Annotated in this window: 14 protein-coding genes and 1 pseudogene; 7 read left to right on the forward strand and 8 right to left on the reverse strand. The window is 41.9% G+C overall.

The genetic code is table 11. The features are described 5' to 3' along the window. Positions 1–47 precede the first annotated feature (47 nt). From WJM94_RS07295 to WJM94_RS07310, 4 genes are all read right to left on the reverse strand, one after another. Positions 48–1,145 carry an alkene reductase gene (locus WJM94_RS07295; RefSeq protein WP_444493586.1) on the reverse strand — a complete coding sequence of 366 codons (1,098 nt, stop codon included), beginning with the start codon at positions 1,143–1,145 and terminating at the stop codon, positions 48–50. Between the two features lie 134 nt (positions 1,146–1,279). Beyond that, positions 1,280–2,161: a LysR substrate-binding domain-containing protein gene (locus WJM94_RS07300; RefSeq protein ID WP_444493587.1), complete on the reverse strand. Its 882-nt coding sequence runs from the start codon at positions 2,159–2,161 to the stop codon at positions 1,280–1,282. 109 nt (positions 2,162–2,270) lie between these two features. Next, positions 2,271–2,927 (reverse strand): nitroreductase family protein, encoded by a 657-nt coding sequence (locus WJM94_RS07305; protein ID WP_444493588.1) that lies wholly within the window; start codon positions 2,925–2,927, stop codon positions 2,271–2,273. A gap of 201 nt (positions 2,928–3,128) precedes the next feature. Beyond that, positions 3,129–4,031, reverse strand: coding sequence for a LysR family transcriptional regulator (locus WJM94_RS07310; protein ID WP_444493589.1), 903 nt, complete (start codon positions 4,029–4,031; stop codon positions 3,129–3,131). Between the two features lie 476 nt (positions 4,032–4,507). Here WJM94_RS07310 and fdhA point away from each other — a divergent pair, with 476 nt between their 5' ends. Both fdhA and WJM94_RS07320 read left to right on the forward strand, forming a co-directional pair. Beyond that, positions 4,508–5,710 carry a formaldehyde dehydrogenase, glutathione-independent gene (fdhA, locus tag WJM94_RS07315; protein ID WP_444493590.1) on the forward strand — a complete coding sequence of 401 codons (1,203 nt, stop codon included), beginning with the start codon at positions 4,508–4,510 and terminating at the stop codon, positions 5,708–5,710. 478 nt (positions 5,711–6,188) lie between these two features. Further along, a complete protein-coding gene (locus WJM94_RS07320; protein ID WP_444493591.1) occupies positions 6,189–7,115 on the forward strand; it encodes a LysR family transcriptional regulator in 927 nt (308 codons plus the stop codon). Between the two features lie 146 nt (positions 7,116–7,261). Here the strand turns inward: WJM94_RS07320 and WJM94_RS07325 are convergent, their stop codons facing one another. Next, positions 7,262–7,603, reverse strand: coding sequence for a DUF3316 domain-containing protein (locus WJM94_RS07325; protein ID WP_444493592.1), 342 nt, complete (start codon positions 7,601–7,603; stop codon positions 7,262–7,264). Between the two features lie 755 nt (positions 7,604–8,358). Here WJM94_RS07325 and WJM94_RS07330 point away from each other — a divergent pair. After that, a complete protein-coding gene (locus WJM94_RS07330) occupies positions 8,359–9,993 on the forward strand; it encodes a glycosyltransferase family 39 protein (protein ID WP_444493593.1) in 1,635 nt (544 codons plus the stop codon). 203 nt (positions 9,994–10,196) lie between these two features. Next, positions 10,197–10,532 (forward strand): DUF1840 domain-containing protein, encoded by a 336-nt coding sequence (locus WJM94_RS07335; RefSeq protein ID WP_444493594.1) that lies wholly within the window; start codon positions 10,197–10,199, stop codon positions 10,530–10,532. An 88-nt stretch (positions 10,533–10,620) separates the two neighbouring features. Here WJM94_RS07335 and WJM94_RS07340 read toward each other — a convergent pair. After that, positions 10,621–10,794 (reverse strand): annotated as a pseudogene (locus WJM94_RS07340) (helix-turn-helix domain-containing protein); the annotation flags it as partial. A 214-nt stretch (positions 10,795–11,008) separates the two neighbouring features. Here WJM94_RS07340 and WJM94_RS07345 point away from each other — a divergent pair. The 3 genes from WJM94_RS07345 to WJM94_RS07355 all read left to right on the forward strand — a co-directional run bounded on the left by WJM94_RS07345 (position 11,009) and on the right by WJM94_RS07355 (position 14,357). Then, positions 11,009–11,833 (forward strand): bestrophin-like domain, encoded by an 825-nt coding sequence (locus WJM94_RS07345; RefSeq protein WP_444493595.1) that lies wholly within the window; start codon positions 11,009–11,011, stop codon positions 11,831–11,833. A gap of 490 nt (positions 11,834–12,323) precedes the next feature. Next, entirely contained in the window at positions 12,324–13,298 is a 975-nt protein-coding gene (locus tag WJM94_RS07350; RefSeq protein ID WP_444493596.1) for a DUF1852 domain-containing protein, read from the forward strand. Positions 13,299–13,328: 30 nt separating this feature from the next. Further along, positions 13,329–14,357, forward strand: coding sequence for a methionine synthase (locus WJM94_RS07355; protein WP_444493597.1), 1,029 nt, complete (start codon positions 13,329–13,331; stop codon positions 14,355–14,357). 502 nt (positions 14,358–14,859) lie between these two features. Here WJM94_RS07355 and WJM94_RS07360 read toward each other — a convergent pair. Next, complete coding sequence (locus WJM94_RS07360) at positions 14,860–15,420, reverse strand: zinc-dependent alcohol dehydrogenase family protein (protein ID WP_444493598.1); 561 nt, start codon at positions 15,418–15,420, stop codon at positions 14,860–14,862. Continuing rightward, positions 15,402–15,761, reverse strand: coding sequence for an alcohol dehydrogenase catalytic domain-containing protein (locus tag WJM94_RS07365; protein ID WP_444493599.1), 360 nt, complete (start codon positions 15,759–15,761; stop codon positions 15,402–15,404). The genes WJM94_RS07360 and WJM94_RS07365 overlap by 19 nt, the downstream gene beginning before the upstream one ends. Between the last annotated feature and the right edge of the window lie 409 nt (positions 15,762–16,170).

Raw genomic sequence — 16,170 nt, forward strand, 5'->3', positions numbered from 1 at the left:
CTCTTTGGTAATTGCCGCTAGTCTTTTGAAAACACTTACTAAATATTTTAAGCCGAGTAGACCGGATAATCGGTCAGCCCTTTCTCGCCGCCACCAAATAACGTATCAGGATCATGATTCGCCCACGGCTGACCATTTTTAATTCGAGCCGGGAGATCAGGATTTGATACAAATGGACGACCGAAACCAATCATATCAGCCAAGCCTGAATCCAGCGCTTGAACCGCTTTTTCAACGTTATATTTACCAGCGTAAATAAGCGCTCCAGAGAAAGCATTACGCAGTTCCTGTTTGAACGTGACTGGCATTAATGGTGCGTCTTCCCAGTCAGCTTCCGCTATGTGCAAATAAGCAATATTGTGCTGATTCAGTAACTTCGCGGCGGCCACATAGGTTTCTTCTGGATTCGCATCAACCGTACCGTTCAACGTTGTTAACGGAGCGAGTCGCACGCCAACGCGATCAGAGCCAATCGCTTCACACAACTCGGTTACGACTTCATCAAGAAAACGCAGGCGATTTGCTAAGCTGCCACCATACTGATCGGTGCGATTATTCGATTCAGAATCAATGAACTGGTTAACAAGATATCCATTTGCCGCATGGAGCTCGATACCATCAAACCCGGCCAACAACGCATTCTTAGCAGCTTGATGATAGAGGTCCAAAACATGTCGGATATCATCCAGTGTCATCTCTCTTGGTTCAGCAGTATCCACAAATCCAGGAGCGTCAGTACCATTATCAATAAAGACCTTTACACCTTCTGCACGAATTGCGGATGCAGAAATAGGTTGCTCACCATGAATATTGTCCGGATGAGTAACGCGGCCAACATGCCATAATTGAGCAAAAATGACTCCGCCCTCAGCATGCACGGCATCAGTCACCTTTTTCCAGCCAGCAATTTGTTCTTCACTGTAGATACCTGGCGTCCACGCATACCCCTTTCCGTTTGGAGCAATTTGGGTGCCTTCGCCCACTATCAGACCAGCGCTGGCACGCTGAGCATAGTATTTCGCCATCAACTCATTTGCCGCATCATTGGGTTGGGTTGCCCTCGAACGAGTCATCGGAGGCATAGCAATGCGGTTAGACAACTGAAAACGACCTACTTTAAGGGGTTGAAATAATGCGTCAGTCATAAGTTCCTCAACTAATCTGTGAATACTCGTTTATGCCGAGGATTCTAGCAGTGAACCATAGACCGATTAAGAAACGAAAGGACAAAACATTTTTGCAATTTTTGCAAAAATAACAAGTTCAAAGCAGGCAGTTATTAGAGCGTAAGCCGGGGTTTAATAAAATCTATGAACGCTGATATCCGACGAGCAACATGAGAGGATTTGTAATACACCGCATGGATCATTTCTCGGTCAGACGATTCTTTTGTATATGTGTCCAAAAGTGCAACTAAGCGCCCTGAAGCAATGTCTTTCTTTACCATATACCCAGATAAACAACTGATACCATTACCGGACAAAACGAGCTGACGAACCGTCTCACCACTGCTACAGGCGATTGTGGGTTCAATATAATCAACACCTTGTACTGGCCATACATTCAAAGCTCTGGGAGAGGTAAAGCCGATGATGTCGTGCTGGCTGAGATCTTCAGGTGTAAAAGGAAAGCCTCTTCTGGCGAGATAATCGGGAGATGCGACAACAAACAAAACACTCTTACCTAAGAATGAAGAATGCAGAGAGGAATCCGACAGCTTACCGATACGGATGGCCACATCCGTGCGCTTTTCCAGCAGATCGACGTAACCTTCGTTGGAAGACAACTCTAGCTCAATATCGGGATAGGTATTCCTGAATTCTTGGGCAATAGGAACCAGTTGATTCAACATAAACGGACTGGCGGCATCAACCCGAAGCTTTCCCCGCGGCAATTCTCGGCTAACGACCAAGTCTTCTTCGGCCTGACGAAGATGCTGTAAACCAGAGCGAACCGAATCTACAAATCGCTCACCTTCTTCCGTTAACTCTAAGCGACGAGTCGTTCGATTTAAGATGGTTATTCCCAGTTGCTTTTCTACTCGGCTCACTGAGCGGGAGACTTTGGCAACTTGAATACCTAACACTTCAGCGGCTTGTGAAAAACTGCCACTGTCTATGACATTTACCAGTATTTCGAGATCATCGGATCGTGTCAGCATCTCAATTCCGTTTATTGCAAAAATGACAAAATTAGTCTCGCTATAATAGCGAAACTAATTCGTATGAAAAGTGCTGAGTTGTCTTACTGCTGGCAGGTAATAGGGGAAATTACAACGTCGTGATTACGTCATCTAAAGCCAAACGCGCTTTTGGCAAGCCATAGTTGTAGTCTTCGTCATCTTTGTGATAACCAATCGCCAAAGCAACTTCACACACATGGCCATCCAGTTCTTCTTTGAACTCTTCACCAATTAGAGCAGCATCGACACCTTCCATCGGAGTCGAATCAATGCCTAGTCTTGCGAGTGTGTGCAATAAATTACCAAGTGCCAAATACACCTGAGCTTTAGTCCAGTTACCGTTATAACCTGCTTGATCCGTATTCGCTTGTGCGAAAGCGTATGCACCCATAAATCTGTCGTACATATCCGCAGGTAAATGACCTGATGTCACTTCTGCATCAACACGTTTTGCATATTTTTCTTTGGTAAATTTAGGATCGTATGCCAAAAGAATCGTGTGTGACGCTTCTTTAGCATGAGGCTGATTAAATTGGTGCATGTTCTCAAACGTATTGTGGAAACGCTCTTTAGCTTCATCACTCTCAATGACGATAAACTTCCAAGGCTGAGAATTAATAGATGATGCAGATAGACGAATCGCCTCTTTGATGATTGCCATGTCCTCTTGAGAGATGCGTTTCTCCGCATCATATTTCTTTGTAGTATAACGACGATTCAAATCTTTGATTACTTGATGAGACATTTTCATATCCTTTTTAAATACAACTATATAGAAGCGGAGCTTAGCATGACAACTAGAAGAGCTTCACCAATGACGCCATATTACAGCCATATTGAAAAGTTGATAATACCTACAACCTTTAAATCACTTTATAGATTTCATTGAAAATAGATTCCCCCACTCTCAACTCGTGATGAGTGAGACGTTTTATTGCTATCCGCTCTACGCTAGATTTACTTCCCAATACGTTGGGTGACCATAGTATTCAGCAAAATAATCGATAAACGCCCTCACTTTCGGCGCAATCAAACGTGAGCTTGGGTAAACAGCCCAGATGCTTGCATCCGCAGCCAGTGGATAATCTTGCAAAATTTCGACTAATTCACCGCGATCCAACTGCTGATAAACGCTCCATATTGAGTTGATAGAGATACCAAGCCCATCGATAGTCGCATCACGCATAGCATCACCATTATCCGTTCTAAAACGACCAGTCGTGCGAATACTCAATGGACCGTTACATGTTTTAAATACCCAGTTCTCCATTCCCATCAGGTTAATACATTCATGATTAACTAGGTTTTGGGGACGTTCAGGCGTGCCAAATTTCTCAAGATATTCTGGAGAAGCAACGACAATTCTCCGGTCGGAAGCCAACTTCCTTGCCACAAGAGCCGAATCTTTAAGCTCCGCAACACGTATTGCGACATCAAATCCGCCTTCAACCATGTCAATAATCGAATCGGAAAATCGAAAATCCACAGTAATTTCAGGGTACTGAGACATAAAACCTTTTAAGGCGGGAATCAAATGCATCCGACCAAACGATGCTGGCGCGGTCACTCGTAGTGTTCCCGTTGGATTGTAATGCCCAGCCCCTACAGCCCCTCTGGCGGCTTCTACCGAGGCTAATACTTCCTCCGCATAGGGTAAAAACGCCTGCCCCTCCTGCGTAAGGGCTACCTTCCGTGTGGTTCGATGAACTAAACGAACGCCCAAACTATCTTCTAGCTTGTTGATATGTGCACTGGCCACCGCTGGAGATAAACCGAGTTCATGCCCCGCCTTGCTAATGCTCTGACTGGACGCTAAACGAACGAATAGTTTTAAGTGTTCTATATTCATCTTAAATTCGTTCTCACCTACAAATCCTTAATCGATTTTTGCTCAAATCAGCGGGTCATTTTATCCAAAATTTAGCTCACCAGATTAATAATCTCGATTGTTGTACATACCAAATCAAACAATTAATGTGCCTGTTTAGCCAATTTTGACCTTGTTCTATCACTTTATTACACACTTGTGAGCTTGGTCTCAGCATGAATTTTCTTATCCCAATCGCGTCGTAAACGCACCAAAATGCGGCGCAATGCGACATATGTGTGCATTGCGTGAGCGCTATTCTCCGACATGAAAGTCAAACAAAAGCACCAATAAATCTTAACTAACATGAGCTGAGATGCTGTTTTCACCATGGGCTTAAGTCGCCAGTCGCCTTAATGGTTTGATAAATAGGATAATTAAAAGCTGTAGTCATCGTTAACGGATTTCACTGGTAAAGGAACCACTAGAACTATAATACGCCTCAACAAGGAGACCTTATGTCCTACGAAAAATCAAACCGTGCCGTTGTCTACAAAGGCCCGGGCAAAGTTGCTGTCGAGTCGATCCCTTATCCGGAGCTAGCACTGGGCAATCGTAAGTGTGAACACGGCGTGATCCTTAAAGTACTAACTACAAATATCTGTGGTAGTGACCAACACATGGTGCGTGGACGCACGACCGCAGAAGAAGGCTTAGTCCTGGGCCACGAAATCACCGGGATAATTCTAGAAAAAGGACGCGATGTCGAATTTGTTGATGTCGGTGATATCGTTTCTGTACCGTTTAACATTGCTTGTGGTCGTTGCAGAAACTGTAAATCCGGCATGACAGGAATCTGTCTGAATGTAAACCCAGCCCGTCCTGGTGCGGCGTACGGCTATGTTGACATGGGTGGATGGGTTGGCGGTCAGTCTGAATACGTTATGGTGCCATATGCGGACTTCAACTTACTTAAATTCCCAGATCCTGATCAAGCACGAGAAAAAATTCAGGATTTAACCTTACTGTCTGACATTTTCCCAACAGGCTTCCACGGCTGTGTAACTGCGGGAGTGGGTCCAGGTTCAACAGTATATATTGCGGGTGCAGGTCCAGTTGGTCTGGCAGCAGCAGTATCAGCCCAGTTACTTGGAGCAGCGTGTGTCATCGTTGGTGATATGATTCCAGAACGCTTGGCACAAGCTCGTAGTTTTGGCTGTGAAACCATTGACCTGCGCGAAGACGGCAGCATGGAAGACAAAATAGAAGCCATTCTGAACGACCGCGAAGTTGACTGTTTTGTTGACTGTGTTGGTTTCGAAGCGCATGGATGTGGCTGTGGTGGTCATACTCAAGAAGCACCAGCCACTGTACTGAACTCAGCAATGCAGGTGACTCGCGCTGGTGGTTCAATCGGTATTCCTGGCCTATACGTTACGGATGATCCGGGTGCGAAAGACGAAGCGGCGAAACAAGGTGCACTGAGCATGCGCTTTGGTCTTGGCTGGGCGAAATCTCATTCATTCCATACTGGCCAATGCCCTGTGATGAAATATCACCGTGGCCTGATGCAATCTATTTTGTTTGATAAAGTAAAAATCGCTGATGCGGTAAACGTACAAATGATTTCGCTTGATCAAGCACCACAAGGTTATGCCGATTTTGATGGTGGTGCAGCGAAGAAATTCGTTATTGACCCACATGGAGAGTTTAGCTCTTAATTTAATCGAGAGTAACTCTTCATATACTAATCAAGGTTTTAGGGGCTAGGTTATTAAGTTATCCGAAATTCAACGATAATAACTGCGATCGTTTAAATGGGCTTGACTCCCCTAATGCGGACTGATTTTCAGTCCGCCTTTTTATATTTTCAGGATTATATAATCGGAATCTATCATACAATCGAAAACGAGCCATTTATTGATTAACACTATTTATTTTTTATTTACTGACTTAAAAATAAGAAAATAAATAGCTCATTTTCTATCACCTACAAATAATCAACACTTAATTATCGTAGATTTAATCCATTTCCTTTTAAAATATACCAATAGTTAATCAATCATTTGGTTGAAACTTCCGGATCATAAACGCCACACTTTATCCCATTTTTAGGCGCTATAATTTTATTGTAACGCTAAATTAAATATTGATAATATCTATCATATTGAACGATCAGGTAATCACGTAGGTATACACATGGATCTTGCAAGTAGATTGGATCTACTACTCGAAGTTTCTAAGCAGGGCTCATTCGCACAGGCTGCAGATGCGCGTGGCATTGACCGCTCGGTGCTATCTAAACAGATAAGAAAACTAGAGGATTCCCTTGGCCTAAGGCTGCTTAACCGCTCAACACGATCACTATCACTGACTCCTGCCGGTGAAGTAATAGTAAAACAAGCACAGCAAGTCAGGGATGCTTTAGACAAAACCCGTCAACTAGCAGATACATTCGGTGATACACCTAGAGGTAACCTTAGAATTTCCAGCACATCGCTATTTGGTCGGAAATACCTGAAAGACTGTATTGTTGCTTTTCTGAAAAAATATCCAGAAGTCAGTGTTGAAATCGTTCTTAACGATCGAAAGGTTGATCTCATTGGAGAACGTTATGATTTGGTTTTTAGAGTTGGTGACCCTGTAGACTCCAATCTGGTTGCAAAAAAGCTCGCGAATCATCAGTTACTTTTACTTGCATCAAAAGAGTTTGTGTCTGAATACGGCTATCCAGAGACTCCTGAAGATCTGGCAGCCTTACCAGCTGTTATTTATTCCAACGGTACTTATCAGATGAACAAAGTGCAGTTGACGTCAATGAGAGACGGAGAAGAGCATACCGTTACCATTACGGCTCAAGGTCGCTATCACGTCAATGAAGTGGAGTTGCTAATGGATGGAGCACAATCAGGTTTAGGCTACGCCATTGTTGGTCAATTGATGCTCACAAAACATATGGATGAGATGCAGTTAATTCGGTTATTACCTGACTATAAAATCTCATACACAGGTGGGCTGTATGCACTGTACCCACACCGAAACCAGCCGCCTCTTGTAAAGCTATTTATTGAAACGGTAGAAAATACTATTGGTAATCCACCTATATGGGAAAGCTATATGACGTAAATTAAATAAATTGATTGTTACATTTATAAATACTCAATTTACGTCAACATCGAATGTGCTTACACTTAATATTGGGGACAAATCTCATATCCCCAATTTATTCAAAACTATTTTTTTAGGTGTTTTTATTTCTAGGGAATACATACTTAGTCATGTGGTCTCATTGCGTTGAAATGATAGTCCACATTTAGAATTGCTCGGTATTGTATATTGTCACGGGCATACGCCACTTCTTTAATAACAACTTGACTATCATCGATGTTGATATTATTTACGTTAGTGTAGCTAAATAAACCAAGTTCACGTCGTAATTCTGATTTAGACATTGAATTTAATGAGTCTGATAAATCAAATCCTGCGTTTAATGCTTGCTCTCTACTTTGGTAAGTACCTGCATCCATATGTGTTTGTTGATTCAGTGTAATATTTGAAGCAAATACGGATGAAGCCATAAAAATACCAGCAGTTAGTACGAATAACTTTTTCATAATAAAACCCTTTCTTGTATTAATTAATATTGATAGATGCCTATCTCGTTTTGTTGGGATTATTATTGATGTTTAAAATTAGAAGATAAAGAGAGGTTTCAGCATTTCACTATGGACAAAATGGCACTAATAGACCAAATGGCTAGCGCTAAGGGGAGTTCAGATTACACGCGAAAGGCGATATGGCACTTTGATTTGGATCAATGCACTAACGCTTCTAAACCGCCTTTCGCTAGTTCAAGTTACTCCAGAGCATGCCGTTCACACGCTCGACTTCCACATAACTATGAACAACAGGTTTAAGGCCACCTTCACCTTGCCAAGACTGAAAAGCAACATGAATAGTCCGCCTTCATAGAGAAGATACGAGCAATGAACAGAAGTACTCACTGAGAATTCAACCTAAGAAACGAGCATCTAAATAAATCTGAAATCGAATTCAACTAAAATTCGACATCTGACCGTATAGAATTTCAGGCAGCCGATTTGGGGAAGAATTCGAGCCTAACTCATAAGTACAATCTATATTACTTTTATAAGGCTTAGTTCGTAGTGTGAAAATCCTCTGGATTAAACTTAAACTCTGAAAGAAATTACTTCCTATCGTCAAAGATATTGATATTCTAGCTATGTGTAAAAAATGTAACAATACCAATAACTTTAAAGATCTGGCTCGCATTCATCATTCATATGAATGATGTCATAAATAGGATTAATGAACTACTTTTAAGCACTAGTAGTAGGTAAGGACACCAATGAAAGATAGGAAACAACCTTTATCCGGCTCTTCACAATTTCAATATACCGCGTTGGCAGTATTCCTAGCGCTATTCTTCATTGCCGTGAACGTCTGGTTTCGGCCAATCTTCCCCATAGACGAAACCCGCTATGTATCTGTCGCGTGGGAAATGTGGCTCAATAACGACTGGTTGGTACCACACCTGAACGGATTACCATACGATCACAAGCCACCGTTTATGTTTTGGCTTTTCAGCGTTGTCTGGTCTATGTTTGGTACGTCCGATACGGTGACACGCCTTGTCGTCCCTGTATTTTCTATGCTAAACCTCTATTTAGTCGGGAAGCTAGCAGAAAAAATATATCCTGACTCGCCAAAAGTGAAATGGTTATCTCCCCTTGTATTGATCAGTTTTCTCGGCTGGTTTCTGTATTCTGGCATGATCATGTTTGATTTACTGCTTGCAGTATTCATTCAGCTTGCCGTGCTGTACTTTTGGCAATCTACAGAATCCAACCGCCCAATATTGCCTTTACTGAGCGGGCTATGCCTCGGATTTGGGATGCTGACTAAAGGTCCCGTGGTTTTTGTCTATTTTATTCCATTCCTACTTTTAGCCCGTCTTTGGCACCCCGCACGCTTCCCCATCAATGTTACTTATTTCAAAGCCGTTTTTAAGACACTGGGCGTTGCTATCGGCATCATTTTGCTATGGGCGATACCTGCGGCATTTTCTGGCGGTGAAGAGTATGCGAAAGCGATTTTCTGGGGGCAATCTGCAGGAAGGGTACAGGACTCTTTTGCACATGCACGTCCTTTTTACTGGTACTTAGTACTATTACCAGCATTGCTCTTTCCTTGGCTGTTTCTGATTAGTTTCTGGCGCAGCCGCCCTTGGAAACTAACGGACCGACGAGATACATTCTGTTTTTCCCTGTTTGTGTTTGTGGTTGGGATATTCAGTTGTTTCAGTGGGAAGCAGATTCACTACTTGTTGCCCGCTTTTCCTTTTGCCGCACTTTGGATCGCCAACAGGGTCAATACAGAGAAGTTCAAAACTGAGCCGGTTGTCATTGCAATAGTGGCTCTGATTACTGCTGCAATCTTCAGTGCACCACTGTGGATCGAAAAAGCGTTTCGCAGCACAGAAATTAATGACGTTTATCTAAGTTGGGGGCTGCTACCCGCTCTGTTACTCGGATTACTTCTTTGGAGAAAAACGCTTCCTGTCGAGCGTCTTGTTCTTCACATCGGCGCACTAGTATTGAGTTTGTCAGCGTTAATGGCGAGTTTGTCCCCTGTGCTGAATAATGTCTATGACGTAACCGATACTGGCCGCCAGATCCACCAACTTCAATCCCAAGGATATAATGTTTCTTACGTCGGTAAATACCACAACACCTTCGGCTTTGCAGGCAGATTAGAGAAGCCTCTGAACTTAGTGCCCGCCTCCAAGCAAGAGAGGGACGCATTTTTAAGCACTGAGCCAGGTTATACCGTCTGGGTTCAACGTAAAAAAACGCAATCACTGACAACAAACGCCATCTACATGACGCCATTTCGTGGCAGGTGGCTGTTCATCATTGATAATCAAGTACTTGAAAAAGTACTACGAGAAGCAGATGACAGTAACACTACCTCTGCCCCTTAACAAAAGTACTATCTAAAACTCATCATTTAGGATACAAACCCGATAATAGAGAGTGAATAAACCGACTATTATTTAGAGTTTATCTTCGATACGACTTCGTGACTCCTGATCTGGGTAATGCCAGAACAGGAGTCACATCTGACTTTTCTTTGGGTAAAAGTGTTATTCTTTTCAAAAGATTCAAGTGAAAACAGGAGCTGTACATGCTTATTACATTTCGCTGCAAAAGCTATGCTAATGTCACAATGTTCGGTGACATTGGGTTGCAAATGATAAAAATGATGGGTCATAGTGGCACAGTACCCGGTGCTATTCTTGCCACAGATCTCCCTGAGGCACTTTCTAAATTAACATCGTCACTCGCGACAGAAAGTGTAGCGGCTCAAAAAGACACCTCTGCCACTAGAGATGTCGAAGATGATGAAGAGGAAGCGCTAGCTGAACAGGCAGTAAGTCTGAATCGCCGCGCCTTTCCACTAATAGAATTATTAAAGTCTGCGATAGATACTCAATGCGACGTAATGTGGGATACCCCATAACATTTGCGTCAGACATATCAGAGTATTTCGTAGCAGCTAATGTATTAAAGGCTTTCACAACTTCAAAGTAAAACACTTTTCCTTGAGCCGTAGGTATTAATCGGCCTTTGATTCTTTCAAAAAGCTGCAGTCCTACCCTATGCTCCATTGCCGCAATCAGTTTACTCGCGGCTGGGTGAGTCAGGTACAAACTATTCTCTGCGGCTGTTACTGTTCTTAATTCGTTAACGGCTTTGAAAGCATGGCGTTGCTGAAATTTCATTCAAGTTATCCTATCCGGCTTGCTCTTATTGCCATTCCGCTATTAACTATCAAGACAGCATATCGACGATAAGTTTTTAATCAATATGAAGTAATTAAAATAGAAGACGGGAAATTTACGACAATTTTTGTTGCAACAGATAACTTAAAAAAGGTCAAACAAAGCGAAGAAATCAGTTCCATACTTATAAAAAAATAATTTCTTCGGAGGGTATATGTCGCTGTCTTCTTACATTGATTCGTTGTCAATATTCCTCGTACTTCTCGTTATCTTTGTTTTGATCTGCCTAATTTTTGAAATTGGCTATCGTACAGCGCGAAAACTCTCCGACGAAACCTTTCATCAGTCAATTGGCCCTATGGCAACGGGATTAGCCAGTCTGCTTGCCTTTATATTAGCAATCACATTCAGTATGGCGGCGGTCAAATCTGCAGATCGCAAACAAATAGTTTTAACAGAATCTAATATCATCGGCACAACGGTATTGCGGACTTCACTTCTATCAGAACCTTACCGAAGTCGAAGCCGTGAGTTATTACGTGAATACGTGTCACTGCGAATTGTAAAAAATAAATCAGAAAATCAAGACTATATCCTGCAAGCTATCCAACGTAGTGAACAAATACACGTTGCTTTGTGGCAACAAGCCGTCGCGGCTCATGAAACGACGCCACCAGCGATGATAATGCTCTACATCGACTCACTGAATGAGTTGATAGACATTCACTCAGAACGCGTGAATAAAGGCATGCGAGGTCGCATACCTGTCAGTATATGGATCACGTTAGGAATACTAACCTTCTTGACCATTTCACTGAACGGAATTCAGGTAGGCACACAACACCAAGGCCGGGCGTTAATAGCTGCTATCCCATTTGCTTTAGCCTTTTCTTTAGTTCTGACATTGATTGTGGAATTGGATAGACCTAACCGCAGTATTATCGTTATTAGCCAACAGCCACTGATCGATCTGGAAAACAGTCTGGGAACCCTTATTCAACCTGTGGATTTAGAAGCAGTCCCCAGCGAGAACGAATAATGACCACAATGAATCGATGATAGCCTACCACACGATTACATTGGCAATATTTAGCATCGGGCATTGAGAGGAAGAAATCGATAAGAGGAGCTCAAGGTGCCTTCTGACATAAATTCAACTCAGAGATTGACAGTACGTTTATCGCGCAGCCCAGTAACCTAATCTACAGAACCCATTTCTGGTTAAAGACCATTTAGAAGTTCTTTAGCGAATGCACAGTTTATCTAGGATGAATACGCATTAAACGGAAAGTCAACTTCTAGGTTTTATGTTCAATTCAAACAGATCATGAATATTTCTCATGCAGCACATTACGTAAAAACATTGTTATTCACGTAGCCATCTGGTTATAAAAACACTCAGGAAATAACTATAAAACATACTTAAGTTAAAAGTCAGTTAGGTTATTTAATAAATAATTAAAGAAAGCCTGAGTGAAATCGCTCGGTATTAACTTGGGTTTTACCTCAAAAGTTGGATAGAAAGTACCATGAATAAAGACTTCACATTTACCATTAAGAGCATCTGTCTTGATGAAAATTATCATCCTTCAGACAACACGCGTTTAACCACCAACTTTGCTAATTTAGCGCGGGGAGAACATCGTCAAGCTAATTTACGTAATGCTTTAAAAATGGTTGATGATCGTTTTAATTCATTGGCGAATTGGGATAATCCGACCGGAGACCGCTATTCTGTCGAGCTTGAAATCATCTCTGCTGATATCAACCTTGATGGTAGTGGTCAGACTTTCCCGTCGATTGAAGTATTAAAAACAAATATTGTTGATCATAAAACTAACCAACGGATTGAAGGTATCGTAGGAAATAACTTTTCTTCTTATGTTCGTGATTATGATTTTAGTGTGTTACTGCTCGATCATAATAAGAATCAACCTAAATTCAGTATCCCGGATAATTTTGGTGATCTACACGGAAAAATCTTTAAGTCTTTTGTAAACTCAGAAGCTTATAAAGAAAATTTTAGTAAGCCACCCGTTATTTGTCTCAGTGTTTCAGATAGCAAAATCTATCATCGCACTGACAATCAGCATCCGGTGCTGGGTTTTGAATACCAGCCAAATGAATCTTCATTGACCGAGCAGTATTTCAAAAAAATGGGATTACAGGTTCGGTATTTTATGCCAGAAAATAGTGTGGCGCCTTTCGCTTTCTATTTCTTTGGTGATTTGCTCAATGACTACACTAACCTTGAGCTTATAAGCACGATAAGCACAATGGAAACATTTCAAAAGATTTACCGACCTGAAATTTATAATGCGCATACTACGGCGGGTAAATCCTATCAACCCAATTTGAAGAACCAAGATCATTCACTGACACAAATTATTTATGACCGTGAAGAACGCAGCCAATTGGCAATTGTGCAGGGCAAATTTGCTGAAGACCACTTCATCAAACCATACCAAACCGTTCTTGAGCAATGGTCTGCTAATTACGCTTAATAATTAACGAAATATACAACGGCTTATACTATGAAAAAACTATTCCCTACCTCAACTGCGGGCAGCTTACCTAAGCCCACATGGCTTGCACAACCGGAAGTACTCTGGTCACCTTGGAAATTGGAAGGCCAGGAACTCATTGACGGAAAACACGATGCATTAAGAGTAGCATTACAAGAACAGCAACAGGCGGGTATTGATATCGTTAGTGATGGTGAACAAACACGCCAGCATTTTGTGACGACATTTATTGAGCATCTAAACGGTGTGGATTTTGAGAACCGTAAAACCGTTAAAATTCGTGATCGTTATGATGCAAGTGTCCCAACGGTTGTTGGTGCGGTTTCTCGCCAAAAACCTGTTTTTGTTGAAGATGCCAAATTTTTACGTCAGCAAACCAACAAACCTATTAAATGGGCACTACCTGGCCCTATGACCATGATCGATACACTTTATGATGATCACTACAAAAGTCGTGAAAAACTAGCCTGGGAATTTGCCAAAATTCTGAACCAGGAAGCCAAAGAGTTAGAAGCTGCAGGTGTTGATATTATCCAATTCGATGAGCCGGCATTTAATGTCTTTTTTGACGAGGTCAATGACTGGGGAATCGCAACGTTAGAAAGAGCAATTGAAGGGCTAAAATGCGAAACAGCCGTGCATATTTGCTATGGCTACGGCATCAAAGCCAATACCGACTGGAAAAAGACGTTGGGCACTGAATGGAGACAATATGAAGAAGTGTTTCCTAAACTGCAAAAGTCTAATATCGATATCATCTCACTAGAATGTCACAACTCTCATGTGCCAATGGAACTACTCGAACTGATTCGAGGTAAAAAAGTGATGGTCGGAGCGATTGATGTAGCGAGCAATAGCATCGAAACTCCAGAAGACGTTGCCAACACCCTAAGAGAAGCGCTGAAGTATGTCGATGCAGATAAACTCTATCCTTGTACCAACTGTGGCATGGCACCTTTATCTCGCCAGGTAGCATCGGGCAAGCTGAACGCATTAAGTGCTGGTGTAGAAATCCTTAGAAAAGAACTCTCTGCTTAGTATTCACTGATTATATTCATCTATGACAGGGTTACGTTTTTCGGTTTGATTGGATTCAGCATCCATGATCAAACCCGTAACCCTTCATAGTTAGTTACACAGCTGGCAGATGCTTGTTGTCGCTTAGTTTTACGCAATTCCAAGTTGTCAATTACCGATTCAATCGATAATTGATAACTTTAAGTATCGCAACGTTGCTCTAATTTCACGACAAGCTAAAAACTCTAACTGACCATCCCAATAAAACAGGGATGGTTACAATATTCTCGAGTCAAGTGGAATTGAGCGGTATACCATCTAATTAATGATTTAGGGCAACCTGCTAGTTATTTGAGTTCGTGAAAGTTATTCAGGGCTCCATTAGCATCAATACTGCTTCTGAGTCCCATCAAACCGTAGAACGTTGTCTAAGTCGCTATACTGAAAAAAACCGGACAATTGAACTTTACTCGGTTTTGCTCAAAATAAAGGAAAAAAGGCGATGAATAAAAAGAGTTTTCGATTACCACTCTAAACAGATTTTTCCAAAATGGTTGCCTGTTTCTTGGTAACAAAACGCTTCCGCTAATTGCTCAAATTTGTAAACTTTATCGATCACTGGTCTGACATCGTTGGCTTCTAAGGCTGAAATATACTCTTTCTGCTGTTGGCGATTTCCTACGACTAAACCTTGCAGACGGGCTTGTTTTGCCATTAACAATGCTGTTGGCACCACTCCTTTCCCATCGGTCAGCTCCATAACTTTCTGTGACCAGTTTGGGTGAGTTCTATAGTTAATACCGTGTGCAACTCCTATTGCTTTAGCTCGCTCTAACTTTTCGTCAGAAGATGAAGTAACAATCACTTTCGCTCCCAACATATTGGCAATTTGAATGGCCGCAATTGAAACACCACCGGTACCTAGTGTCAAAATGGTATCACCAGCTTTAGTTTGCCCATCCCCCACAAGGGCACGCCATGCTGTAAGCCCTGCGGTTGTTATAGTGGCGGATTCGATATGTGACCAATCTTTAGGAGCATGAGTAAACGCACTTTTATCACGAATTACAACTTCACTTGCCATCCCGTCGATACCATCTCCTGGAGTATGGGAAAACTACCAACAGCCTCAAAAGCTGGTCCAGCAGGCCATTGAGGGAAAAAGCATGACACAACATTGTCGCCAATTTGAAACTCGGTAACGCCTTCGCCAACTTCCTCAACAACACCGGCACCATCAGACATTAATAGTCTGTTATCTGCTGTTGGGACGGTTCCGTTAGCAACAAGAAGGTCATGAAAGTTAAGTGAAGATTCCTTGATTGCCACTTTTATCTGACCCGGGCTAGGTTGGCCTGGAGTATCCGATTCCTTCACATAGATATTATCAAAGCCACCTGGCGATTTTAACAAAACAGATTTCATTTCCGTTTTCCTTTTAAGCTAATTGATGCATGCTATGACTCTCTAATAAGCTTGAAGTATTTTCTGTCATTAGAATTTTAATGGTTGAAGCAATGGTATTGATAAAACCCAGATCGTAATAGATTAGATTTCGTCAGTTATCTATGGTTATTGCTTCGATCATATAAAAAGATAGCCCCAATTGAGTTAACTTATATATTAAAATCGACGTTGAAGATAACACGATCCCCGTAGACATACGCGTCTGTACTATAGACCGCTTAATTAAATAAATGCTGTCAGCACCAAACTTGCTGACTCGCAGATGGACATTTATGAGTCACGACCACGGACTTGTTTCTATCTTTCAGATAACTTCTTGTATACCAAAAAGTCAAAAACCACCGTTGTCAGCGGTGGTCAATGTGCA

The sequence above is a fragment of the Vibrio sp. YIC-376 genome, assembly GCF_052353105.1.
Classification (GTDB): Bacteria; Pseudomonadota; Gammaproteobacteria; order Enterobacterales; family Vibrionaceae; genus Vibrio.